We start from the raw sequence: 25,985 nt of genomic DNA, 5'->3' as shown, positions 1-25,985 counted from the left end.
CTACCTTTCGGCCTCTGGAGAGGCTGAGAGTGGCGCCGAAACAGCCACGCCCACCTCTCTTCTGCGCCCGCCTCGGGCGCTCTCTCTCTTCGTATAGCAGCAGGAGTCAGCCATTCACCCACCCGGCGGGGTGGGTGAATGTTGGCGTCACGGTCCCGGTCACTCCACGACCCACGACTCCGCAGCGCAAGAGCATGGAATTCCTACCGCGAGGGTCCTCCCTACCCGGCTACGATGAGCGGTCGAGGCTACGGCCCGGGGTTCTGGAGGAGAACTTCGGTCTGCTCGGTAGTGCTGAGAAGAGACGGGCGGAGCTGCTGTATCTGCGCTCGGGCCGGAACAAGGGCTCAAAGCCGTACTGGAAAGAGATGATGGCAGCGCTACGCAAAGCTCACCAGTGGTACGCCAAGGGCTATCGACACAACATGTCGCAACACTGGCACGGTGTTCAGCAGCTGTCGCTGGAGGCCGTGCTCAAGGGGCGGATCAAGCGGCCGGGGCAGTGGGAGGCCGCCCTCCAGGCGGCCGAGTTCGACTGTGAGTCGAAAGCGGAATTTTGGGCGTTTGGATCACTCGCCGAGCTGTGGCTGCTCGCCCCCTTCGCGGGTCGCTCAGAGGCTGACGAAAAAGCCGCTCACGCGCTCGAGGAGTTCGTCGATCGAGTCAAGTCCCGACAGAAATCTCCGGAGGACCTGGACAGTCTCTTTCCCGTCGAATCGACCAGACGCCAACTCGCTCGGTATGTGGAATGGTGGACCGTAGAGAAAGGCTTTTTCTCGAAATCCAGTGACCTGGCGGAGCGAGCGAGTGCATTGCTCCCGATACTGGAGGTTTAGAGCGGGTTCCCTCGCGGGGGGCGGCCTCCTTCACCCTCACGGCCTCGCTTTTCAGAGCATCGGCGGGTCGGGCGGCCTCTCAAGAATGCCTGGTAGTTGACGCCGTCGGACAAGTGGCGGTATCATTTAGGCCACATGGCGAATACCGCAGCAAAGATCTCGACCGTGACCCCCGATGTCGTGCGAATCCTAGGTGGCCGGGCTGTTCTCGAGAGAAGGCCGCGTTCCAGCGCGGAACTGCGCGCTCGCATTCTGGACGGACTACCCTACGCAGCTCTCGAGTCGGTCATGGTGATATTCCACTTGGAACGAAGCGAGGTCTGTGAGGCGCTGGATCTGTCACCGCGCACGTTCAGTCGCCGCAGAGTCGAACAACGGCTGCAGCCCGACGAGTCGGATCGCCTCTACCGGATGGCCCGGATCGCGGCCCGAGCAACCGAGGTGTTCGGAGACACCGAGAGGGCAGCGAGCTGGCTCCATCGCTCGAACCGGGCACTTGGAGGCCACCCCCCGCTACGTCTGGTCCGCACCGACCTGGGCTCGCGCCAGGTCGAGCAGGTTCTGGGCCGAATCGAGCACGGCATCGTCAGCTGATGGCGGTCGCAGCCGCGACCGGCCCGTCTCCATCATTACCCCCGCTCATCATCTTGAGGCTCGCCAAGGCTGGCTACGCCTCGTTCGCTGGCGAGGGAGCGCGGCTCTATGGAGGCCGCTGGAACCACCCGGGAGTTCGCGTGGTGTACGCCTCCGAGAGTCTCTCGCTCGCCGCTCTTGAGTACTTCGTCAATCTCGATACGGATCTCGCTCCGGACGGCCTCGTGTCGGTGCGAGTCGAGATTCCGGGAGGGATTGAGCAAGAGGTCGTCGAGGCGGGGGACCTGCCCCGGAACTGGCGGACATGTCCGGCCCCGGAAGCGCTGCAGGACCTCGGAACCGAGTGGATTCAGCGAGGCGAGACGGGCGTGCTTTCGGTGCCTTCGGCGGTCGTGCCGGAAGAGAGGAACTACCTTCTGAACCCCGCACACGGGGAGCTTTCGAGGATCCTTATCGGGCGCCCTCGCCCGTTTCACTTCGATCCACGCATGTGGAAGTAGAGCGACTTCGAGCGCCCCAGAGGGGGACGCGGCACCACAACGAAGCACAGAGGAGATCCTCTGAAGACGGCCACCGACCCAGAGAAAAGGCTAACGCCTAGCTCAACCGCTTGATCGTCTCGTCGAAGTCCACCAGCTCGCCGGCCTTCGTGCGCTGGACGTCCTTTTCATAGAGCAGGGTGTAAAGCAGCCTGTCCCCAGAGGTCCGGGCGTCCTTGGCGAAGACCGTCAAGGCGTCGAGCAGCACGTTGTAGGCTCCGCGCGTCTTGCTGCCGCTCAGATCGCCGTAGCTGCGCGCCGCGCGGCCGGTCAGATCCACCACCTCGTTCCTGTAGTCGATGTACTTCTGCCCGGCCACGACTTGGCAACCGGCCGACCAGTTGACGGTGCCGGCGCCGCTCCAGTGGATGTTGATCGAGTTGTTGGCGCTCACCGACTCGAAGCTTTTCTCGCTGAGCAGATTGTCCTTGGCGCGCACGATCAGGGGACCACTGCCGCAGGGCTTGAAGGCGCGGTAAACGCGGGTGCTGCTCGGATTGCTGAGTGAGGCCAACTTGTGCCAGGCGAAGTAGAACTCGTGCTGTCCGCGCAGGATGAAGGGCTGGTCGGGCCGTCCGGCCACCCGGGGGTTCGGGTTCGTCGAGCCGCGAAAGACCAGCCGCTTTCCGTTCGCCAGCAGGATGAAGAGGTCCTCGTTCATCCGCCGCGGACGGCCGCCGTCATCGGCGATGAACACCTTGTTCTCGTTGCGGCGGATGCCCACTAGGTGAAGGTCGCTGTTGTCAAAGGTCCAGTCGGCTACAGCGCGGCTGGCGCTGCCGGCGGCATCCTTGTTGAGCAGCGAGATGCCTTGGAGCCGCGAGGCCGAGAAATGCTGCTTGAGCTGACGCAGCCCGGCCATCGCCTGCGTGTACTCTGGGCTGGGCTTGCCCCAGGGTGCCTTCTTGCCCGCCTTGGCCCAGGAGTCGATGATCGCCTGGGTCTTGGGGCCCGACATACCATCGACACCGCCCAGGTCGATCCCCCCGGCCACGGTCACGAACTCCTGAAACAGCCGCACCGAGGACTGGGTGCGGTAGCCGAAGATGCCGTCAACCGCGCCGAACGGGTAGAAGCCCATGGCGCGGAGCTTCTCCTGCAGCCGGCGCACCGGCGTTCCCGCCTGCTCGGAAAAGCCGTACCACTTGCCGTCCCTCTCGCCACGGAAACCGCGGCTGGTGAGGTTCCACATGTGGTAGCCGCTCAGGAAGCCCTTTCTGTCGGCTATGGATCCGCTGTCGCAGCAGCCGATTCTAAGTACCGCCATCGAGACACCTCCAATTTGTCGCCGCTCGGGCGCCTCCGAACTTTCCCGGCCAGTATGTTTTCTCTGGTCTCAAGCTAGCACGAGCGCGGCCCTGCCCGCCAGCGTCGACGCAGCCCGCCGCGAAGTCTGCGGGCAAGCTGGAGGGCGCCTTGCCTTCCTTTGGCAGATCAAGGCTGTTTCGGAGTTCGGGGGAGTCTCACATTCGCCACACCGCGCGATGCCATCGCTTCTCGGTAGGCGGGTTTGAGTACCTTCGTATCGAAGATCTCGAGCAGATGGTTGAGATCACGATAGCGCAGGATGCCGTGGACCCAGGGATAGCGCTGGAAGTGCTCGAACATGGCGTAGGGTCGATCGTCGGATTCGACCAGGAGCGGCATCACCGGTACCGAGGGCAGATAGGGCACGATGAAGCTCAGCTCTTGGGGGATGCTCTTGGCGCCGGAGAGGTCCGCTACGACAAAGCAAGCCATGTGCGCGAGGCTGGCGACGGTCTCGGTCAGGTCACGACCCTTTGGCTTTTCGAAGTTGAACAGGACAGGGACGAAATTGCGGCGCAGCAAGTGATCCTTGATTCCGTCAAGAACCCGCTTGCGGCGAGGAGCGAATCGACCCAACAGCAGAACCACACGTTGGCTGGCCGTTTCGATGACGTCTGCGATCTTGGGGTTGTCACGAAGAAGAAAGAGCAACTGAGCCGTATCGAGGTCGTCGACGGTGGTGATGAGCGACTTGGAGTCGGCTTGAATGAGCATCTCGCTCTGGTCGGCTGGTTCACCCTTGAGTCCCCAGGCGCTGATGCCGTAGACCTGGGCCTTGCGAAGGGTCGCGCCCTCGACCGTAGCCTCGACCATGGAGGTGAAGCGAAGTACGGTTTCGTCGAGATTGGCGCCGGTAAGGTCGGCGCGCCTGAGACTGGCGCAGCGGAGATCGGCCCGCGTCAACTGCGCCCCGGCGAGTTTCGCTCGGCTCAAGACAGCGAAACCGGCCCAGGCATCGCGAAGATCCGCGCCTTCGAGATCGGCCTCGCGTAGATGCGTGCCGCGTAGCTTGGCGCGGCGCATGTCGGCGTTCGAGAGGTCGAAGCGATAGAGGTTTGAGTACTCGAGCCGCGCACCGCGCAAATCGGTACGAGCTCCAGACCGCGCGCGCCACGCGTTCCATTCCTTGCGGCCGGCTCTGAGTCGCTTCAAGTGCTCGGCATTGGACATGGACTAACCTCCTGCGAATGGATCTTTGAGTCGAGTGCCTCTGGGCACCTTTCAACTCTCCAAAATTCAAACAGTTCGACTCTCACGCAGTCATGAGCTTGCGCTAGGAATCAGCATCGCCTGGTGGCCCCTCGTGGACACGCGGCTTCAGAACGGTGGTTGCGTCGAGGGTGGGTAGCAACGGGGTCGGGCCGTAGCGCGTGTCAACTCGGTCGAAAGAGCCGATCGAGCCGTTCCACGACGTCTTTCCGGTTGAGAAGTTCGGCGACCCTTGTCGCTTGGGTGTGCATCGAAGACATCTCGCGCGGGGTGGGGCTTTGCGCGAGCGCCTGCCGATACCGCACTAACGCCGCTTCGTCCTCGCCCTGCAGCAGATGAGCTTCGCCCTGCGTCGCCAACGACCACTTGTCCTGTGGAGCAGAGGTCGCGTGGTAGAGCGCCAATGAAGCGTAGCTCTGCGCCGCTGACTCGTCACGACGGTACTCGAGCTCCATGTATGCGACGTTGATGGCATGGTAGAAGGCCTGAGAGACGTCGCGATCGACCGACAATCGGTAGGCCTCCCGATACAGCTCGAGCGCCTTGTCTCCGTCGGACTTCCTACCCCCCGCCTTCCATAGCCGCTTGTGGCGACCGGCGAGCACTCCCATTGCGTCGGTGCTACCCGCGTTTTGCAGCAGCTCGATCGCGTCGTCTCTCCGGCCGAGCTCGTCATACGCGAGTGCCAGGTACACCAGGTGCTTGTCATCCAGTTCGTCTTTGTGGCCTTCGAGTTCATCGACGGCCTTCCGGAAGTCGCGCATCTCTACGGCGACCCGCGCGGAATTCCAAGGGCCGGCGGCGGCCGCGTCGTCCACAAGGTGATTGACGACCACCTGAACACAGAGGCTTCCGGCGTCGGTCGGCTTGACGATGCTCAAGTGATCACCGAATACGATCGCGCGCTGGCTTTCGGGGAACGCCTCGAGTGCGGAGTTGGCGGGAACGAATTCGTCCTCGGAGCCGGCTACCGCGAGGAAGCGAAACGGCGGGTCGTTGCCAAAAGTGTTCAGCCAGCGTTTCCTGAGATCGGTGATGAATGGACTATCCACCGACATATCGCGGATTTGTCTCATCCACCGGCGGAAGAACGACGCCTTCCTCAGGCCACCGCTCGGGGTACCAAACAAGACCACATGCCCGACGCGTTCCGCGAGGTCGTGATCGTCGACCAAAGCCCGCTGCACGCTCAATCCACCCATGCTGTGGGCGACGAACGCGATGCTCTCGTACTCCTCGAGGCCGCCCATTGAACTAACCGTGCGCAACAGCCCCGCCAGCTTGTCGAGGGGAGCGGCCGCCTTCCAAACTCCTGTGATGTCGAACGACAACCCGGTGCTGTAGCCCATGCTGAGTAGGTCCCATGCCTGGAGCTTCGGTTCATCCAGGAGGATGTCCGGGAAGCGACCCCAGGTCCTCTGAATGTCGCCGCCGAATCCGTGGATGAAACAAATCGCTGCTTTGGCGCCACTCTGACGATGTGCGAGGACGTTGGGCGCCTCGGCACCGTCAGGGCTGCTTGAAAATGGGAGTTTCATATTGTGCTTCTCGAACGCGCTATTCCTCGAGAACCTCCTTGATTTTCTTGTAGATAGCGAGCATCTCCACGTCCAGCTCAGCCGGCGGCAGGGAACTTAGCGGCCTGCTCGGGTCGTTGGCGGCCTGGAGCGGCTCGATCTCCTTGGAGTCCTCATACGTGCTGGGACTGACTGCGATCCAGAAGATTTTGAGAGGGTCCTTCTGCTTCTTCGATGCCTTGACCAACACCGGCAGTTCGTTTTGAGCGATGAAATCCGAGTTCAGGAAATCCTGGGTCACCAGGAGCACGGCCAACTTTGCCTCGGCCAGGTGCTTCTTGATCTCCTCCCTCCAGTCTGAACCGGGAGGGATCTCCGTGTCATCCCAGACATCGATGAGTCCCTTCTTCTCGAGCGGCGCCAGCCACTTCTTGATCTCATCTCGCCATTCGTCGTCGAGGTGCTTGTAACTGATAAAGAGCTTCTTGTGGGCCATAGGCAGTCCTTCTCAGGCTAGTCCTCGAGCAGTTTCTTGAGCTTCTTGTAGATCTTCAGAAGCTCAGCGTTGAGTTGGTTCTCGGGAACGTTCTCCAGGTATGGGTGTGGCTGCTCCTTTATCTCCCGGAGTGACGTGTGACTTTCGAGGAAGGGATGGTCCTCCCACGTACTCGCTCTGGTCGGGATCCACTGAATGTCCAGACCTTCTTCCATGTTCTTCTGGACCAGACTGTCCAAATCCAACCCCGGCGGTACGCCGTCGCCGTTGAGATAGGACTGGCTGACCATGAGGAGAGCCATATCGGCCGCGTCCATCCGCCCCTGAATCTCGGCGGCTAGGTTCGCACCATCCTCACGGTGGGTCACGTCCCAAACATCGTTGCGACCCTTCTTTTCGAGCGGCTGCGTGAGGAACTTGTCGACCTTGTCGAACCACTCATTGTCTTCCGCCTGGATCGAGCGTGCGACAACTACGCCCTTCTTGCCCTTGAGGATCACGGAGCTGGCGAAGTGGACGAATACGAGCTGACTAGCTTGCCCGTCGATTCGGTACGTCAGCTGGAGATGGGGATCTGACTGCTGGTAGATGTACATCTCGCCGGCCGGGTCGATCGGCCCGCTGGTGGCCGGTGGTTGGATCGGGTTCTGGGCCAGGCTGGCCATCACGCTGACAATTTCGACTTTGAGTTCCGTCGAGAACCTTTGGTAGGCCTGCAGGGTCGTTCCGCCGAAGACCGTCTCGTAACCGCTGTCCTGGAGTACTGGTTCACCCATGTCGAAACTCAGCCGTCAGAGGGGGTCGTGTCGACGACGTCACGTACTTTCACGAATCGGTCGTCGTCGTTGATTTCGTAATGAACCTCGATCCCCGCTTCGAGATCAGCTAGCTTCCAGAGCTCACCGTCCTGCTCGGCGTCTTCCGGTCGCGGTTCTTTGGCCAGTTGCTGGATCAGCGTCTCCGAGTCGATGACGGCCTCGGAGGGAAGTTGCGTCGCAGCCAGCAAGCTCTTAGACGAACGGATCACGCCGTACGAATCGGAAGGTCGTGCCGTAAAGCTCTCCTGGATCGCCTCCGAGCGCTGTCGTCGAATCCTTCCTCGCTCGATCTGCTCGAGCTGTCGCCTCAAGCCCGGCGACCACTCGATCGCGTCGTGGCTCGCTTCCTGGGCCGCCGCTTTGCGTTGCTTGAGCAGGTTTCCGAAGAGATTCAGGTCTGTGAGTCGGGCGTTTCGCTTGTGCGCCCGCCGAAGCATGTAGAAGGCAACGAGGAGCATTCCAGGAGCCGTTCCGAGGAAGACTTTGAAAACGGTCCCGAACTTGTCCTCGGCAGTGCCCGGAATGAGCAGGCCTCCGACGACGGCTGCGGCCCCGACGAGGATCCAGATGGCTCCCAGGAGGAAACCGATCGAACTCCATACACTCCCCAGGGCGATGCCGGTTGGGGCCGTTCTCCATGAAGAGTCGACCACGCCCTTCAACCCGAAACGCCGGAGCAGCCGGAGTCGATCACGGTAGCGGCGCATGACCAGGAGGTTGACCAGCAGAAGCAATAAGGCCGCCAGCGTGAAGCCCGCAAACGCGACGGCCGCCCACGCTCCGATTTCCTCTCCGATTTCGGTACCGCCACCCAGCCACATCGCCCCCAGGAGAACGACGAGGGCCAGCACGAATCCGAAGGTCGACACCGCCTGCAGGCCGTAGAGGAGTCTCTGCCAGCGGGTCTGCCTCAGTTCGCTCTGCTCTTGGCGAAGAAGGTCGAGGACATAGTCCACCTTCTCGACTTCGAGCTCCGGCCCTCTGTCAGAAGCAGTCACACCATTACCCTGAAGATTAACGATAATATGAAGACTAACAAATCTTGTTTAGCAACACCAGGGTGCTGGGGACACGGATCGGCCGGCCAAGCGCGCATACGAAGTCGACCGGTCACCGTGGCCGTTCTGCGGCCCGCTGCATGCTAAAGCAGGTCCCTGGGCCAGAAGCCTTGCCGCGAGCCGTGGGCGCCGGCCCACGGCTCTGGTTCAGACTGCTCGCTTCGCCAGAAACTCACTCTGCCTCGCGTCTTCCCTGGCATGAGGCACCGACATATTCACGATTCCACATTTCGTCGACAAACCCCCGGCCGATGGTCTATCCTCGGCTCGGTTGAATTGGTTTGAGCTTTTCTGAGAGGTCACGCGTTGCGTGATCGCCGACGAGGGGAGGTGGATTGAGATCGGGTCTCGGCAGGTTTGCGCTTCCGGCGATAGCGCTGGCGCTCTGCGCCCAGGCGCTTGCCATCCGGCCGGCAGCCGGCGCTGAGCTCGGCTCGGCGCAGCTACTGATCGCTGGCTCCCGGCTGACCGTCTCGCCCGAGAGCCAGACCGTTCCCTTCGACACTCCCACCATCGTCGAGACGACGCTCGAGGGGTTCGACGCGGCGCTCGGCACACTGCCGGCCGATCTGCTGGTCCTGGCCGATTTCACGGGGCCGGAGATCAACGGCGTCCTGACGCTGCAGACGGTCCCCAACGAGCCGTTCCGGATCCCGCGGCTGTCGCTCAAGGGCGAGTACGTCCTCGACAACATCCGCTTGGTCCAGGGCGAGGAGCTGATCGCCTACGCCGAGCCGCGATCCGCGGCCGTACTGGTAACCCAGATCCTGATCTCCAGGGTGACTTCGCGCGCGCTCACCCTCGACGAGATCCGCAACTACGGCATCGTCATCGACGAGGACAACTTCCAGGCGTTCAACTTCACCTTCGGGTTCGCCATCGAGGGAGAGATCGTCGACTACAACGTACCGGTGGTCTTCGCCCCGGTCGGCGAAGGCGAGTTCGAGTTCGTGGATATCCTGGTCCCGGCCAAACCCGACCGCTTCTCGCCGCCGCAGCTCAAGCCATTCGTCCTGGACCGCGTGAACCAGCCGTCGTCGCCTCCGGTCGGTGGCGGCTGCCGCGACGACTTCGGCGGCTGCCGGGTGTCGGAGCCGCCGCCGATCCCGGGCGCGATCATCTTTCCCACCGATCTCGGGCTGCTGAACCAGTTCTTCTCGGTGGTGCTGATGGTCCAGAACGGCGCCCCCGAGGGCGATCCCCTGGTCGTCCGCGACCTCACCGCCAAGATCTCGATCCCGCCGGCGTTGCGCGAGGCCGAGACCGAGCCGCCGACCCCGTTGGGCGTTCCGGTGCCGGTGCGAGTGCCGGGTCCCGACGGGCGCCTCGGCACTTCCGACGACGTCACCTTCCTCATCGCGCAGGCGACCGGCGAGGCCGAATGGTTGGTCGAAGGGCTGCGCGAGGGGACCCATATCGTCGACATCGACATCGAGGGCGTCCTCGACGGCCTGCCCGGCGACGAGGTGCAGCGAGTGGCGGGCGGCGCGCGCGGCGCGGTCGTCGTCCGCGATCCGACCTTCGGCATCACCATCTCTCACCCGGACGTGGTGCGCAAGGACGAGGAGTACACGCTGCGCCTGACGGTCGCCAACACCTCCAACGCGCCCGCCAACCTGGTGACGATCAAGCTCCCGGCGAGCAAGCTGATCGGCGCCGAGCTGGCCGACCCCGAGGACTTCCAGCAGACGATCGAGAGCCTGTTGCCGGGCGAGTCCGAGAGCGTGGAGTTCCGCATGCGCTCGCTCCTGACCGGAAGGGTCGTGGCCACGTCGGCCCGCAGCCCGTCCAACATCACGCCGACCTTCGAGCTCTTCGTCGGGGTCGGCGAGAACGACATCCCGCTGTCGCCGGCGTCGATCGTGCTGCCCACATCGACCGAAGTGCTGCCGGACGAGATGGTGCGCCAGGCGCTCAACCTCGTCGGGCTCGGTTTCTCGATCGCCACCGCCCCGAGCTCGCTGCTGAGCTCGGACCTGCCGCGCGTCAGCCGCGGCGAAGTCGACACCAAGGTGTTCAACCTGGCCCAGGCGGGCCGTCACGTGACCCTCGGCGAGGACCTCTTCGACAGCGTCGCGGTGTTGGCGGCGGAGTGGAACGGCGCCCGCGACGAGGCATTTAGCTGGGACACCCTGCGGCGGACGACGGAGAAGGGCAGTTTCTTCGCCGCCACCGTGGCTCAGGTGTTGGCGGAGGAGGCCGCGCTGATGGGCGCGGAGGCCGCGCTGGACCGGTTCGTTCGCACCACCGCCTTTCTTCCGAAAATGGGCGCGGCCATGGCGGCGGGCGCCGATGCGAGGGTCGAGGTCGCGAGCCGCACGTCGGGCAAGCGCCTGGCCTTCGGCGATTTGGAGCGGCCGGGCGCCCGCGAGCTGCCTTTTGCCGAGCTCTACGACCTGGCCAGCGCCGAGATGGCCATGATGGCGGTAGCCGAGGAGGCCGGCTACCGGGTCACGATCGACCGCACCACCGCCGGCATGGCGGATCTGCACGTGCTGCTGACGCTGCCGGGACCCGAGGTGCGCATGCTGCGCTGGCGCGACCTCGACCTCACGCCCGGCGGCATGGGCGTGGTGGAAGTCAGTGCCGACGACCCGACGCCTCTGTTGCTGCTGGACGAGGACGGCGACGGTACGGTCGACCAGCAGATCCCGCCGCTGGTCGAGATCCTCACGCCGCGGCCGTTCGAGGCGATCGCCGCGGTTCAGGAGGCCGAGGTGGATCCCAGCGGCCACGTCATCGAGGTGCTGTTCACCGGCGACGTGGACATGCAGGCCCTGGCGCAGCCCGACGCCAATCGGTTCCAGATCCTCAACAAGGTCTCGAACGGCGGCCTGATCCCGGGCGAGCGCGGCTTCTTCCAGGGGCTTCGCAGCCTGCGCGTGGTGCGGGTGGTATTCAACAATCCGATCAGCCCCTACATCGAACAGGACATGACCGTCGACAGCGTCCTGAGCCGGAGCGGCGAAGTCGTCGTCGGGCAGGTGCTGCCGGTCGTAACGACGGTGACGGATCCGGGCACTCTGGTCGAGGGACAGGTCATCGGTCCCGACGGAGAGCCGTTGCCTTTTGCCGAGGTGCAGCTCTTCCAGGTCGACCTCAACACCCAAACCCTGAAATGCGTGACCCACAAGACGGCGGCGCTGCGAGCCGACGAAAACGGCGAGTTCCTCTTCGACTACGTGCGGCAGACCAAGTGCTCGAGCACCTTCACCATGAAGGGCTTCGATCCGTTCAGCGCCAAGACCGGCAAGGCCACCGGCCGGGTGCGCTTCATCGGCGAGACCGTGCGGCTCGACATCGTGATGCTCGGCCGCGGCAACATCCGCGGACGCATCACCTACGAGGACGGCTCGATCCCGGATCCCGAGTCATTGCGCCTGATCGGCCTCAACCCGGTGTTCCAGGAGGGGCGGGTCGGCATCGTCGACGAGAACGGCAACTATGAGATCGGCGACCTGCCGGTCGGCACGATCAGCCTGTCGGCGCGGGACGAGGAGGGCAACTTCGTCCAGGCCACGGTGGCGATCCCGGCGTCGGGGTCGGTGGTGGAGAAGGACCTCGAGATCTTCCGGCGCCCGCCGGAGGACCCGACCGCGGAACTGAAGGGAACGGTCTTCGAGACGGACGGCGTGACGACGGTGGACAACGCCTGGGTGGCGCTCTACATCCGCGGCTTCCTGCTGTCCGTGACCCGGAGCGACGACGACGGGCGCTTCGACTTCGGTACCGTGCCGGCCGAGCTGGCGGAGATCGAGTCCTTCGACCCGGACTCGAGGCGCTCGGGAGCCCAGATCTTCTTCGAGATCGTCCCCGACCAGGTCAACGAAGTCGACATCCTTTTGCGCGACGCGCGGGGCAGCGTCCAGGGGCGGGTGCTGCGGCGGACCGCCCTCGGCCTCGAGCCCATTGCCGGCGCCATCGTCTTCGCCCACGGTACGCCGTTCAACACGACGACGGCGGCCGACGGCACCTACCGACTCGACGACGTCTTCGCCGGGCGGGCGACCATCGTCGGCTACGACCCGCAAAGCGATCGCCAGGTCAGCCGTAGCGTGACCCTCACCGAGGACGCGTTGGTGGACGTCGACCTCGTCATTCCCATCGAGGGCACGGGCACGATCGCCGGTGAGGTGCTCGGCTACGACGGCATCCCGGTCGCCGGCGCGACGGTGCACATCCGGGCCGGTCCCACGAGTTGGGCCGGCGAGGCGTTCACCGACGCCGCGGGCCAGTTCACCCTCGCAGACGTGCCGCCCGACGACTACGAGATCCACGCGACGCGCGGGGTCGACGGCGGGGTGGGCGAGACCGAGGTCCGCTTCGGCGGGGACACCCCTTTCGTCACCATCCGGTTCAAGAAGGGAACGATCCGCGGCACCACCAAGGTGCGCAAGCTCTCCGGCGACCTCATCCCGGTGAAGTCGGTCATCCGCTACCGCACGACCAGGACCCAGTTTGGTCTGGTGTCGCTGGACCTGGCCAGCCACGACCTGGAGACCGACGACGACGGCAACTTCGAGATTCCCGGCGTCGTCCTGGCCGGCGGTTACAGCGTGTCGGCGTTCAACGCCTTCCACGGCAGTAAGGCTTTCAGCGGCGAGCTAGTTACCAACGGCGAGATCGTCACCCTCGATTTCGTCTACGAGTCCAACGGCATCATCCGGGGGACGGTGCTGGCTGAAGATGGAGTGACACGGGTCGAAGGCGCGCGGGTGGACCTGCGGCATCCGGGGCTGAGCGCCTTCATCTTCACCGACGCCGATGGGCTGTTCGAGTTCCCGCTGGTGCCACCGACGAGCTCGCCCTTCCCGATCGACGCCTTCTACGAAGACGGGGCGGCCTTCCGCAACGCCCGGATCTTCGCCTGCTTCACCCAATTCGGGCAGGTGCTCGAGGTCGAGATCGTGCTCCCCAAGCAGGGGTCGGTCAGCGGCGTGGTGGAAGACAGCTTCGGACAACCGGTGGCGCTGGCCGACGTGACCCTGACCGAAACGGAGTACCCGCAGCGGCGGCTGACGCAGCAGACCGACGACGAGGGACGGTTCTCGTTCACCAACGTCTTCGAGGGCGCGAGCAACTTGCGCGCGCGGGCACTGACCCTGGGAGGTCTGGGCGGCACGACGCGCACCGAGATCGAGAGCGAGGGACAGGCGGTGACCGGCGTCGTCATCCGGCTGCAAGAGACGGGGGAGATCACGGGTACGGTCGTCAGTCCGGTGGACGGCTCGCCGGCCGCGTCCGCCCAGGTACGCCTCTACAAGATCTTCCATACCCCGAGCCTGTTCGACGCGGTGACCACGGACGCCGACGGCCGCTTCAGCTTCGAGCTGCTGCCCCTCGGCGACTACTTCGTCCGGGCGCTCGACCCGCGCACCGGTCGCCTGGGCCGCAGCCAGGAGATTCAGCTAAGCGCTAACGGCGAGGTGATCGACTTCGAGCTCGTGCTCGAGGCGCGAGGCGAGGTGGACGGTCACCTACGCGAGCCCGGTACCCTGCTGCCGGTCCCCGGCACCTCGGTGCGGTTGCTCACCCAGTCGGTCTTCCAGTTCACGACCTACAGCAGCACCAACGGGGAAGGCTTCTTCGAGTTCGGCGGCATCCCGGAGGGCCCCTTCTTCCTGTTCGCGCGAGAGCCTGATGGACGGCGGCGGGCGGACGGCCAGGGGGAGATCCTCAACGAAGGCGATCGGGTGACGGTCGATCTCCTCCTGGAGGACAGCGGCGGCATCGTGGGCACGGTGCTCAACCCCGCCGGCCTGCCCGACGGTGCGTTCAGCCCCACCAACGTCCGCCTTCGCCAGGACGGCTCCCTCATCGGCGCGTCCCTGGACAACCCGTACAGCTTCGCCGGGGTGATCGCGGGACGCCAGTTCGTCCTCGATGCCGAGGAGCCGGGTGGGCTCCACCGCGGCCGCGCCCTGGGCCAGATCGAGAGCGAAGGCGACGAGGTGACGGTGAACATCCGCATGGAGCCGATCGGCTCCGCACAGGTCTCCGTATTCGACTCGGGGGGCTCGCCGGTCTCGGGCGCCGACGTCTCGATGTGGGTCCGCGGCTTCTACGGCGGCTTCTTCGAGGGCCAGACCGGGGGCGACCACCAGGTCACCTTCTTCAACGTCGGCGAGGGCGAGCTGTCGGTTTACGCCAGCATCCCCGGCACCGGGCTGCGCGGCTCCGCCGGCGCCGTGCTCCAGGTGGACGGCGAGACGGTGCCGGTCAGCATTGTCCTCGAGGCTGCGGGAACGGTGCGCGGGCGGGTGTTCCTGGCCGACGGCGTGACTCCCGCGGCGGAGGCCCTGGCGGTCCTGCAGACCGACGACGGCGAGAGCTTCACCACCCTGACCGGGGCGGACGGGTTCTTCGAGTTCCCGGCCATACCCATCGATCAGTTCGTGCTCGACTTCCAGGAGAACCTCGGACCGGGAGCGTTGAGACTGGAGGGCCAGATTACGAGCGCTTCAGAGGTCGTGGACTTCGGCGACCGGGTGCTCGACAACGAGGATCCGGAGGTGGTGTCGATCGAGCCCGGCGAGGGGGCGATCGGCGCCGGAGCGGCCACCCAGATAGTCATCCGCTTCAGCGAGACCGTCCTGCGCGAGGGCCAGGGCGCGGTCACCCTGAAGCTCACGGACGGGACGCCGGTCGCGGTGACCTACGCGTGGAGCGACGGTGACTCGACCCTCACGCTCGTTCCCGTCCAGCCGCTGGCGAGCTTCACCGGCTACCGGGTGCGGGTGGGGAGCGAGATCACCGACCTCGCCGGCCGCGACCTCCAGGGGATCATCCAGGTCACTTTCACCACCGCCGACTTCTTGCCGCCCCAGATCATCGAGGCCTTCCCCGACGACGGCGAGGTGCAGGTGCCGCTGGACGTGCAGCTGCGGCTCGTGTTCTCGGAGCCGGTGCTGCTGGAGTCGCTCTCCGGGCCGGCGATCCAGCTCGAGGACCTCAGCGCCGGCACCGGGCTGACGACCACCTTCCTGCTGCAGCCCAACGAGCGGGAGGTGCTGATCAATCCGCAGGTGCTGCTGCAGCCGCTCAACGGCTACCGGCTCAGCGTCAGCGGGGTCGAGGACCGGGCGGGCAACGTCATGGTGCCCTTCGTGGCCGTCTTCAACAGCCTCGACGACGTGCCGCCGGACGTGGCGATCACGGTGCCGGCCGGCCCCCTGATGGAGGGCTCGCTCTACGTGCTTTCCGCCATGGGGGTGGCCAGCCCCGACCTGGCGGCGGTTACCTTCCTCAGCGACGACACCGTCCTGGGCACCGACGCCGATCCGCCCTATGCGCTGACCTACATTCCCTCGGCGTCCGACGCGGCCACCGGCTCGGTGGTGCTGGCCGCTGCCGGCACCGACACCTCCGGCAACATCGGACCGCCTGACGAGGCCACGCGCCAGGTCGACCCCGATCCACCGCCGGTGGTCACGGCGGCGGTGGACCCGACGACGGGCCTGCTCCCGGGCGACGTGTTCACCGTCTCCGGCACGGTGAGCGACGCCAGCGGCGCCGAGGAGATTCGCATCTTCGTCACCGGCGGCGTGACGTCCGAGTTCACGATCCTGCCGCTGGGCGCGACGAACGCACCCTACGAGCGCGGCTTCCTGCTCCCCGACCCGCCGAACGCCGCCTTCGTGGACGTCGTAGTGCGGGCGACCGATCGCTCCGGCAACATCAGCGAGACGCCGCCGATCCGCGCCAACGTGGTCGCCGATTCGGACGAGGACGGGCTCTCCGACGCCGAGGAGGCGGCGCTGGGCACCGATCCCTTCGATCCGGACACCGACGACGACGGCCTCAGCGACGGCGCCGAGGTCCTGTCCGCCGGCACCGATCCCCTGAACCCGGACACCGATGGCGACGGCCTCAACGACCGCTTCGAGGTGTTCAACGGCTTCAACCCGCTGGTGCCGGGCGAAGAGGACGAAGACGGGGACTTCGACGGCCTCGACAACCTCGGCGAGCAGGCGGCGGGCACCGACCCCAACGATCGGGACACCGACAACGACGCGCTGAACGACGGGCCCGAGGTCAACCTCCATCTCACCGACCCGCTCAATCCCGACACCGACGGCGGCGGCCGCACCGACGGCGGCGAGATCTCCGACGGCACCGACCCGCTCGACCCCTCCGACGACCGTCAGACGGTGCCGCTGCCGACGATCCTGACGGATGGCGACGGCTTCGACTGGCGGATCAACCGCGACGGCCAGATCGACGACGGCCAGGTCTTCGACGACGGCTACGACATCCGAATCAACAACGGCAACGGCCCGGCCTTCTCCGAGGCCTTCGTCGAGGACCTCGACCGCGAGCTGCGCATCGGTCCCGGGTCGGTCGGCGGGCTCGAGCTCACCCGCAAGGTCTTCGTTCCCGTCGACGACGGATTCGTGCGCTATCTGGACATCGTGGAGAATCTCGGTGCGGTGGACGTCGAGGCCACGGTCACGCTACGCACCGACCTGCGCGCGGGGGACACGCAGATCGTCGCCTCCTCGAACGGCGACACACTGCTCGACGTCAACGACCGCTCCGTGACGGTGGACGACGTCGACGCGGCCGGCAACCCGGCCGTCACCCACGTCTTCGCCGGTCCCTTTGCGCGCGAGCGACCGTCCGCGGTGTTCACCGACATCCCGGGCGGCGACGAGTTCTCCGTCGATTCAACGCTCAACGTTCCCGCCGGCGGGCGTGTGATCTTCATGCACTTCGGCGTGCAGAGCGCGACGCGGGCGGGAGCGGCGCTGCGCGCCGGCCAGCTGCAGGCGCTGCACGGCTCGGCTCTCGACGGTCTGGCGCCCGACGAGCAGGCCGACATCGTCAACTTCTTCGCCTTCCCCGACGCCGACGCCGACGGCCTGAGCGACGCGGACGAAGCGACGGCCGGCACCGACCCGGACAACCCCGACACCGACGGCGACGGCGCCCGCGACGGCTTCGAGGTCGCCAATGGGCTCGACCCGCTGGACCCGGCGGACGGCCCGCTCGACCCCGACGCCGACGGCCTGAGCAATGCCCAGGAGGATGCCAACGGCACAGACCCGGCCAATCCCGACAGCGACGGCGACGGGCTCCAGGATGGCGCCGAGGTCACTGTCCACCTGACCGACCCGACACGGCCGGACTCCGACTTCGACGACCTCACCGACGGCGCCGAGGTCAACGTCTACGGCACCGATCCACTGCTCGCCGACACCGACGGCGGCGGCCGCCCCGACGGCGAGGAGATCGCCGCGGGCACCGATCCGCTGGATCCCGCCGACGACGTGGTCTCGCTGCCGTTCGATCTGTTCGACGGCGAGGGCTTCCGCTGGGACGTGCAGACGGACGGGCGGGTGTCCCAGGGCAGCAACGGCGCCGTGTTCGGCGGCTTCGACCTCCAGGTCGGCTTCACCGAGGAGTTCACCTTCGCCGACAATTTCGATGACTTCGACACCGCGATGACCGAAGAGGGGGTGCGCGAGCTGGTGCTGGGCACGTGGACGCGCGCCAACGGCCTCGAGGTCACCCGCAAGGCCTACGTGCCGACGGACCACGGCTTCATCCGCTATCTGGAGATCCTCGAGAACCCGACCGCCGGGGTCATCCGGGCGCTGGTCGACGTGACAACCAGCTTCGGCTCCGGAAGGGCGATCACGACCACCTCGTCCGGCGATCCGTTCCTCACCCCCACGGATCGCTATGTGGTGCTCGACGACGGCATCGGGCCGAAGCCGGCGGTGGGTCTGGCGGTGTGGGGTCCGGGTGCCCCGATCCGGCCGCTCGAGGCGTCGTTCACGAGCGGGCGCACGGTCTTCCGCTACCGAGTAAACGTCCCCGCCGGCGGCCGCGCGATCGTGATGCATTTCGGCGTGCAGGACTTCCTCTCGTCCTTCGCGATCGACCGCACGACCCAGGTGGCGGCGCTCGAGCTCGACGCCTTCGTGGGAATGAGCGAGGCCGAGCGTGCCGACGTCGTCAACTTCTTCCCCTTCCCGGACATGGACAGCGACGGCCTTGCCGACGACGACGAGGCGGCCGCCGGCACCGACCCGACGAACCCCGACTCGGACGGGGACGGCATGGAGGACGGCTTCGAGGTCCGCAACGGGCTCGATCCGATCGACCCGGCGGACGCGGCGGGCGACCTGGACGCCGACGGGCTCGACAACCTCGGCGAGGCGAACGCCCGCACCGATCCGCTCGATCCCGATACCGACGGCGACGGCCTGGACGACGGCCCGGAGGTCAACGTCCACGGCAGCAACCCGCTGGACACCGACACCGACGGCGACACCTTGAGCGACGGCGACGAGGTCAACGTCCACAACACCGACCCGACCCTTGTCGACACCGACGGCGGCGGCCGCACAGACGACCAGGAGATCGCCGACGGCACCGACCCCAACGATCCCGCCGACGACGTGGTCGTGCTGCCCGTCACCCTGGTGGACGGCACCGGCTTTTCGTGGGACATCCAGGCCAACGGCGAGATCGGCAACGGCACGAGCGACGCCTTCGATGGCGGCTACGAGGTGCGGGTCAACGGCTCGTCACTGTTCGGGATCAACACCGCGGCGCCCGAGCAGGGGGAGCGCGAGCTGGCGATCGGGCCGTTCTCGCGCAGCGGCCTCCTGGTCACCCGCAAGGTGTTCGTGCCAGAGGACGACGGCTTCGTCCGCTATCTCGAGATCTTCGAGAATCCCTCGACCTTGTTCAGCCGCAGCGCCGACGTCCTGGTGCAAACCAATCTGGGATCAAACGCAGCGACCGACCTCGTGGCCACATCCGACGGCGATCTCGTCTTCGACGTCCTCGACCGCTGGATCGTCACCGACGATGCCGACGGCACTTTCGACCCCGCCGTCGTCCACGTCTTCCGCGGCGCCAACCGGCCGGGGCTGCAGCGCCCCAAGTCCGTCTTCACCAATGCGCCCGGCGACGACGACGTGCAGTTCACCTACCGCATCGTGCTGCCGCCGGGCGGGAAGAAGATCTTCATGCACTTCGGCGTACAGGCCGGCAGCCGCGCGGAGGCCATCGCCCGCGCCGAGGACGTCCTGGCCCTCCAGGGCAGCACCCTCGAGGGCCTGTCCGTCGAGGAGCGGGAGCTCATCAGCAACTTCTTCGCCGAGGCCGACGCGGATGGCGACGGCCTCTCGGATGCGGACGAGACGGCCCTCGGCACCGACCCGCAGAACCCCGATACCGACGGCGACGGCCTGCGAGACGGCTGGGAGGCGTTCTACGGACTCGACCCGCTGGATCCGTTCGACGGGCTCGACGACCTCGACGGCGACGGCCTCAACAACGTGGACGAGCAGGCTGCGGAGACCGACCCGCTCAACCCGGACACCGACGGCGACGGGCTGGACGACGGCGAGGAAGTCCTCACCCACGGCACCCGGCCGCTGGTTCAGGACACCGACGGCGACGGGCTGCTCGACGGCGAAGAGGTCAACGTCTACCTGACGAACCCCCTGGCCTTCGACACCGACGGCGGCGGCGAGGGCGACGGCGACGAGGCCAGCGCCGGGCGCGACCCGCTCGACGGCACCGACGACCTGATCTTCGCCGACTTCCCGTACATCCTCTTCGACGCCTCCGGCTTTCGCTGGGACGTCTTCGGCACCGGCACGATCGGAGACGGCACCGACAACGCCTTCCAGTCGGGCATGCGGCTCTACGTCAACAGCGACAGCTTCGACGGCAGCCCCGACAGCGTGGCTGAGGACTTCGGGCGCGAGGTGCGGATCCCCGAGGACGAGATCACCGGCCTCACGGTGAGCCGCAAGGTCTTCGTCCCCGCCGACGACTCCTTCGCCCGTTATCTCGAGCTCTTCGACAACCCCACGAGCGAGGACATCCAGGCGCTGGTGCGGATCGAGACCGACGTGGGAACCGGGGCGCTGACCCAAATCGTCACCACCTCGAGCGGCGACCTGATCTTCGACGCCAACGACCGCTACATCGTCACCGACGATGCCGAGGGCAGCGGCGCGCCGGCCGTGGCGCTCATCTCCTCCGGTCCCGGCGGCGAGGTCGCCGCCACCCTGGCGACGACGACTGCGCCCGCCGACAACGACGTCGACGTCTTCTACCAGATCGTGGTCCCGGGCGGCAGCCGCACGGCGTTGATGCACTTCGCGATCCAGGGCACGAACCGCGCCGACCTTATCCTCGACGCCGAGGACCTGCTGATCCTGGGCGGCAGCGCGCTCGACGGGCTGTCGGCCGACGAGATCGACGCCATCGTCAACTTCAGGGCCTTTCCCGACGCCGACGCCGACGGGCTGTCGGACGACGACGAGGCGACGCTGGGCACCGACCCGGCCAACCCGGACAGCGACGGCGACGGCCTCACCGACGGCTTCGAGGCCGAGCACGGCTTCGATCCGCTGGCGGGCGGCGAGGAGACCGGCGATCCCGACGGCGACGGCCTCGACAACCTCGCGGAGCAGGCGGCGGGCTCCGACCCCAACGACGCCGACACCGACGCGGACCGGCTGAGCGACGGCGACGAGGTGCTCGTCCACGGCAGCGACCCGCGCTTGTTCGACACCGACTCGGCGGGCCGTCACGACGGCGTCGAGGTGGTGGTCGACGGCACCGACCCCGCCGACCCGTCGGACGACTTCGTGGTCGACACGAGCCTCCGCGTCCTGGTCTTCGACGGCGGCGGTTACCAGTGGGCGATCGGCCGCAACGGCACCTTCGACCTGACCACCGGCAACGCGTTCGCCTTCGGTGCCCAGCTGTTCTTCAACAACGACCTCCTGCCCTCCAGCCCGAGAGTGGTAGGTCCCAACGACCGGCCCAACGTCATCGGCCCGGTCGCCGCCGACGGCGTGGAGCTCACCCGCAAGGTCCACGTCTCGGAGACCGAGACTTTCATCCGCTACCTGGAAATCCTGGACAACCGGACGGCGACCGACCAGACGGTCGCGCTCCTGGTCAGGAACGAGGCGGGATCGGGGGCGGCGACCGAGATCGTAGCGACCTCGTCCGGCGACCTCGTGCTCGACGCCGAGGACCGCTTCCTGGTCACCGACGACGGCACCGACAACGGCGGCTTGGCGGCGGTGGCCAGCATCTTCGCCGGCTTCAACTCGAGGCTGGACCCGGTCGAGATCGTGACCACCAGCCCCGGCGGTGGCCGTCTCGACGTGCGCTGGGAGATGGTGGTGCCGGCCGGCGAGCGCGTCATCATCCAGCACTTCGCCGTGCAGGAGAACGACCGCGCCACGGCTATCGCCCGGGCACAGGCGATCGAGGCGCTGACCGGCGACGCGCTGTTCGCCCTGTTGCCCAACGAGCCGGCGGAGATCGTCAACTTCTTCGCCTATCCGGACGCCGACCTGGACGGGCTGTCGGACGCGGACGAGGCTCTCGCCGGGACCGACCCCGACAACCCCGACACCGATGGCGACGGTCTCCTGGACGGTTACGAGGTCAACAACGGCTTCGACCCGCTGGATCCCTCGGACGGCGGCGCCAACGACAGCGACGGCGACGGCCTCACCAACGTCGAGGAGCAGGACGCCGGAACCGACCCGTTCGACCCCGACAGCGACGACGACGGGCTGAACGACGGCGACGAGGTCAACATCCACCTGACCGACCCGCTCGACTCCGACAGCGATGACGACGGGCTGGGCGACGGCGACGAGGTCAACGTCTACGGCACCGATCCGCTGCTCGCCGACACCGATGGCGGCGGCCGCAGCGACAGCGAGGAGTTGCTGATCGACTTCACCGACCCGCTGGACGGAACCGACGACCTGCTGCCGATCGCGTTTGTCGATGGCGCGGGGATCTCCGACCAGCCGGCCCCGGCGGTGGACCTCCAGGGCAACGTCCACGTCGTGTGGATGGACGACCGCGACGGCAACCGCGAGATCTACTACACGATGCTGTGGCGCAACGGGGCGACGCTGATCGACGACACGCGGCTCACCGCGGACCTCGCCGAGTCCTCGCGGCCGGCGATCGCCGTGGACACCCAGGGCCGGGTGCACGTGGTGTGGCAGGACGACCGGCTCTTCGACACCGAGGTTTTCCACACCGTGCTCGACCCGGGCCTGCACCCGCAGGATGGCACCGCCGGCGACGACGCCACCCTGGCACTGGTGGACGACCAGCTGCTGTCGGAGGACGATTTCTCGCTCAGCGGCAGCCCGCGGCTGGCGATCGACGGGCAGGGCCGCGTCCACGTGGTCTGGGAAGACAACGGCTGGAGCGCGGTGGGGTACGTGCGACTCGCCGCCGACGGCAGCCTCGACCTCGCGCCCTCGTACGAGCTCCCGCGCTTCTCCTCGCGGACGGTGCCGGCGATCGCCGTCGACAGCCAGGGCAACGTGCACGTGGCCTTCCGGGACTTCGGCCAGTTCGGCCGCCGGCTCCACTACGGGATGCTCTCCGGCGACACCGGCGAGGCCCTCATCGGGACGACCCGGGTCACGGAGACCTTCTCCTGGGAGGACGAGTTCCCGTCGATCGCGGTGGGTCTCGACGATACGGTGACGCTCGTCTACCACACCCGCCAGGCGAGCGGCGCGTTCGAGGTGAGCAAGCTCCGGCTCGATCCCGCCCTGGACGACCAGGACGGCAGCCCCGCGGATCGCGGCGTGATCGTGGTCGGCTCGCCGCAATTCCTGTCGGCCGACGACGGCGTCGGCTCGGGCCAGGCGGCCGCCACCCTTGACGCCGCGGACAACCTGCACCTTGCGCGGTACGAGGAGCTCACCACCATCACCGGCGGGCGCGGCCGCATCGTCCTCCAAGCGCTGGCCGAGGCGGGCACGGAGCTCATCGCCCCGGTCGAGATCTCGGACGGCCTCACCGCAACGACCTCCGGGGATTACACGCTGCCGGGCCTGACCGTCGGCGGCGAGACCGCCTACGTGACCTGGGCGGACGACGGCGGCGGCTCCCTCGAAGCGGTGCTGCGGATCGTCAACCCCGACACCGACGGCGACGGGCTCAGCAACCGCCAGGAGATCGGTCTCGGCACCGATCCCAAGAACGCCGACACCGACGGCGACGGCGCCGGCGACGGCTTCGAAGTACGGTTCGGCCTCGACCCGCTGGACCCGGCCGACGGCGGCCAGGACCCGGACGCGGATGGGCTCACGAGTGCCGAGGAGGACGCGCTGGGCACCGATCCCAGCGATCCCGACAGCGACGACGACGGGCTGATCGACGGCGACGAGGTGACCGAGGGCACCGATCCGAACGATCCCGACAGCGACGACGACGGGCTGACCGACGGTGACGAGGTCAACGTCCACGGCACCAATCCGCTGGACCCGGACACCGACGGCGACGGCCTGCCCGACGACTACGAGGTCCAATTCGGCCTCGACCCCAACGACCCGGCCGACGGCACCGTCGACTCGGACGGCGACGGGCTGCTGGACCGCGACGAGCTCAGCCTCCATCTCACCGATCCGCAGAATCCCGACACCGACGGCGACGGCCTCGACGACGGCGACGAGGTCAACGTCCACACCACCGATCCGAACGATCCCGATAGCGACGACGACGGCGTCGTCGACGGCGACGAGGTCAACGTCTGGCTCAGCGACCCGCTGGACCCGGACACCGACGACGGCGGCCGCAGCGACGGCGAGGAGGTCAACTTCGACCAGACGGATCCCACCGATCCGGCCGACGATGTCTTCCCGATCCCGCTGACCGACGGCACCGGCATCTCGTTCCAGCCGACGGTGGCTTCCGATTCCCTGGGCAACGCCCACGTCGCCTGGGTGGACGACCGCGACGGCGACAACCAGATCTACTACGCGATGCTCGACTCCGCCGGCTCCGTGCTGATGGCGGCCACGCAGCTGACCTTCGGCCTGACCGAGGCGGTCGGGCCGGCGGTCGCGGTCGACAGTGCGGGTGACGTCCACGTCGTGTGGGAGGCCGGGGAGATCTTCTACAGCAAGCTCTCGCCGGCGCTCGACGACCAGGACGGCTCACCGTCCACCGACGTGGCGATCACCGTGGTCGACGACCTGCGCGTCTCGGATGACGATTTCGAGAGCGGCCGCCATCCGCACCTGGCGGTGGACGGGCAAGACCGCGTCCACGTGGTGTGGAAGGACGACGGGTTCTTCTCCGTCCACTACGCGCAGCTCGACGTCGGCGGCAGCGTGGTTGTGCCCGCCCAGGTGGCCTTCGACGTCGGCGTCACCGAGGCCGCCGTACTGCCGGTGGTGGCGGTTGACTCGCAGGACGATCTGCACGTGGCCTTCGAGGCAGCGATCTCCCAGCTAGACCTCGACCAATTCGACTTCGTCGAGTACCAGGTGATCCACTACGGCATGCTGGACGGCGACACCGGACAGCCGTTGATCGATTCCACCCGGGTGACGCCGATCCCGATCCAGGGCGACGCGCTGACCCGTAGCTCCCCGTCGATCGGGGTCGACCCGTTCGACGTGGTGACGATCGTCTACGACGAGAGGCCGTTCAGCGGCGAGGGCGAGGGCGAAGCGGCGGTCTTCCGCCTGCGGCTCGATCCGGCACAGGACGACCGCGACGGCAGCCCCGCCGCGGCCGACGTGATCACCATCGCCCCGGCCGCCGTGATTACCCCGGTCGACGGGCTGGCCTCGGGTCTTCCCGCCGCGGCGGTAAGCCCGGCGGGGGTGTTGCACGTAGCCTGGCTCGAGGACCTGCAGTTCGGGGAGCGCGGCGACGCCTTCTTCGTCGCGCTGGACGATGCGGGCACCGAGGTCCTGCCGCGGCAGCCGCTGACGTCCGGGCGCACCGCAAGCGGTCCGTTCCTGGCGGCGGCGCCGGCGGTCGCGGTGCGCGACCACAGCACCTTCGTGGCCTGGGCGGACGACGGTGGAGGCCAGCTGGAGGTCGTGCTGCGGGTGATCAACCCCGATCTCGACGGCGACGGTCTGTCGGACGGGCTGGAGGCCCTTTTGGGCACCGATCCCGCCAACCCCGACAGCGACGGGGACGGCGCCGGGGACGGCTTCGAGCACCGCTTCGGGCTCGACCCGCTGGACGCGGGCGACGGCGCGCTGGACCTCGACGGCGACGGCCTGACCAACGTCGAAGAGGAGGCCGCCGGCACCGATCCCACAAGCTCCGACAGCGACGGCGACGGTCTCACCGACGGCGACGAGGTGGACGTCCACGGCACCGACCCGCGGCGCGCGGACACCGACGGCGACTTCGCGCAAGATGCCGAGGAGCTGGTCCTCGGCACCGATCCCACCAACCCGGACAGCGACGGCGACGGCGCCCGCGACGGCTTCGAGGTCGCTTTCGGTCTCGATCCGCTGAACGCCGGCGACGGCGTCCTCGACGGCGACGGCGACGGCCTCACCAACGCCGAGGAGGACGCCGCCTTCACCGATCCCTCCGACTCCGACACCGACTCCGACACCTTGAGCGACGGCGACGAGGTCACGGTTCACTTCTCCAACCCGCGGCAGCAGGATTCGGACTCCGACGAGCTCGACGACGCCGCCGAGGTCAACGTTCACCTGACCGATCCCAACGACCCCGACACCGACGACGGCGGGCTCTGGGACGGCGACGAGGTCCTGTTCGGCACAGATCCTCTCGATCCGGACGACGACTTCTCCGGCTTCGGATAAGGAC

Annotated in this window: 10 protein-coding genes; 4 read left to right on the top strand and 6 right to left on the bottom strand. The window is 67.0% G+C overall.

Annotated elements, in window-relative coordinates:
- Positions 1-194 precede the first annotated feature (194 nt).
- The 3 genes from GY769_18520 (at position 195) to GY769_18510 (ending at position 1,930) form a co-directional block, all read left to right on the top strand.
- Positions 195-836, top strand: a complete 642-nt coding sequence (locus tag GY769_18520; GenBank protein MCP4203916.1) for a hypothetical protein — start codon at positions 195-197, stop codon at positions 834-836.
- Positions 837-971: 135 nt separating this feature from the next.
- Positions 972-1,430, top strand: a complete 459-nt coding sequence (locus GY769_18515) for a DUF2384 domain-containing protein (GenBank protein ID MCP4203915.1) — start codon at positions 972-974, stop codon at positions 1,428-1,430.
- Positions 1,430-1,930 (top strand): RES domain-containing protein, encoded by a 501-nt coding sequence (locus tag GY769_18510; GenBank protein ID MCP4203914.1) that lies wholly within the window; start codon positions 1,430-1,432, stop codon positions 1,928-1,930. Before GY769_18515 ends, GY769_18510 begins: the two co-directional genes overlap by 1 nt.
- Positions 1,931-2,027: 97 nt before the next feature.
- Here the strand turns inward: GY769_18510 and GY769_18505 are convergent, their stop codons facing one another.
- From GY769_18505 to GY769_18480, 6 genes are all read right to left on the bottom strand, one after another.
- Complete coding sequence (locus GY769_18505; protein ID MCP4203913.1) at positions 2,028-3,236, bottom strand: peptidoglycan-binding protein; 1,209 nt, start codon at positions 3,234-3,236, stop codon at positions 2,028-2,030.
- A 167-nt stretch (positions 3,237-3,403) separates the two neighbouring features.
- Positions 3,404-4,447: a pentapeptide repeat-containing protein gene (locus tag GY769_18500; protein MCP4203912.1), complete on the bottom strand. Its 1,044-nt coding sequence runs from the start codon at positions 4,445-4,447 to the stop codon at positions 3,404-3,406.
- 203 nt (positions 4,448-4,650) lie between these two features.
- Complete coding sequence (locus GY769_18495; GenBank protein ID MCP4203911.1) at positions 4,651-6,024, bottom strand: tetratricopeptide repeat protein; 1,374 nt, start codon at positions 6,022-6,024, stop codon at positions 4,651-4,653.
- A gap of 19 nt (positions 6,025-6,043) precedes the next feature.
- A complete protein-coding gene (locus GY769_18490; protein ID MCP4203910.1) occupies positions 6,044-6,499 on the bottom strand; it encodes a toll/interleukin-1 receptor domain-containing protein in 456 nt (151 codons plus the stop codon).
- A gap of 17 nt (positions 6,500-6,516) precedes the next feature.
- The gene (locus tag GY769_18485; GenBank protein MCP4203909.1) at positions 6,517-7,275 is read right to left on the bottom strand and encodes a hypothetical protein; all 759 of its coding nucleotides are present in this window, start codon (positions 7,273-7,275) and stop codon (positions 6,517-6,519) included.
- 8 nt (positions 7,276-7,283) lie between these two features.
- Positions 7,284-8,315 (bottom strand): hypothetical protein, encoded by a 1,032-nt coding sequence (locus GY769_18480; GenBank protein MCP4203908.1) that lies wholly within the window; start codon positions 8,313-8,315, stop codon positions 7,284-7,286.
- A gap of 395 nt (positions 8,316-8,710) precedes the next feature.
- On the opposite strand from GY769_18480, the gene GY769_18475 reads away from it, so the two are divergent.
- The gene (locus GY769_18475; protein MCP4203907.1) at positions 8,711-25,981 is read left to right on the top strand and encodes a hypothetical protein; all 17,271 of its coding nucleotides are present in this window, start codon (positions 8,711-8,713) and stop codon (positions 25,979-25,981) included.
- The last annotated feature ends 4 nt before the right edge of the window (positions 25,982-25,985 follow it).

It is taken from the genome of bacterium (genome assembly GCA_024224155.1).
Taxonomy (GTDB): Bacteria; Acidobacteriota; Thermoanaerobaculia; order Multivoradales; family JAHEKO01; genus CALZIK01.
Note: the sequence above shows the minus strand (reverse complement) of the source record. Positions and strands in the feature narration are given on the sequence as shown.

What these genes read in the sequence shown, in the direction of transcription:
- GY769_18520 (MCP4203916.1), top strand. Translation starts at nt 195, where the DNA reads ATGGAATTCCTACCGCGAGGGTCCTCCCTACCCGGCTACGATGAGCGG.
- GY769_18515 (MCP4203915.1), top strand. Translation starts at nt 972, where the DNA reads ATGGCGAATACCGCAGCAAAGATCTCGACCGTGACCCCCGATGTCGTG.
- GY769_18510 (MCP4203914.1), top strand. Translation starts at nt 1,430, where the DNA reads ATGGCGGTCGCAGCCGCGACCGGCCCGTCTCCATCATTACCCCCGCTC.
- GY769_18505 (MCP4203913.1), bottom strand. Translation starts at nt 3,236, where the DNA reads ATGGCGGTACTTAGAATCGGCTGCTGCGACAGCGGATCCATAGCCGAC.
- GY769_18500 (MCP4203912.1), bottom strand. Translation starts at nt 4,447, where the DNA reads ATGTCCAATGCCGAGCACTTGAAGCGACTCAGAGCCGGCCGCAAGGAA.
- GY769_18495 (MCP4203911.1), bottom strand. Translation starts at nt 6,024, where the DNA reads ATGAAACTCCCATTTTCAAGCAGCCCTGACGGTGCCGAGGCGCCCAAC.
- GY769_18490 (MCP4203910.1), bottom strand. Translation starts at nt 6,499, where the DNA reads ATGGCCCACAAGAAGCTCTTTATCAGTTACAAGCACCTCGACGACGAA.
- GY769_18485 (MCP4203909.1), bottom strand. Translation starts at nt 7,275, where the DNA reads ATGGGTGAACCAGTACTCCAGGACAGCGGTTACGAGACGGTCTTCGGC.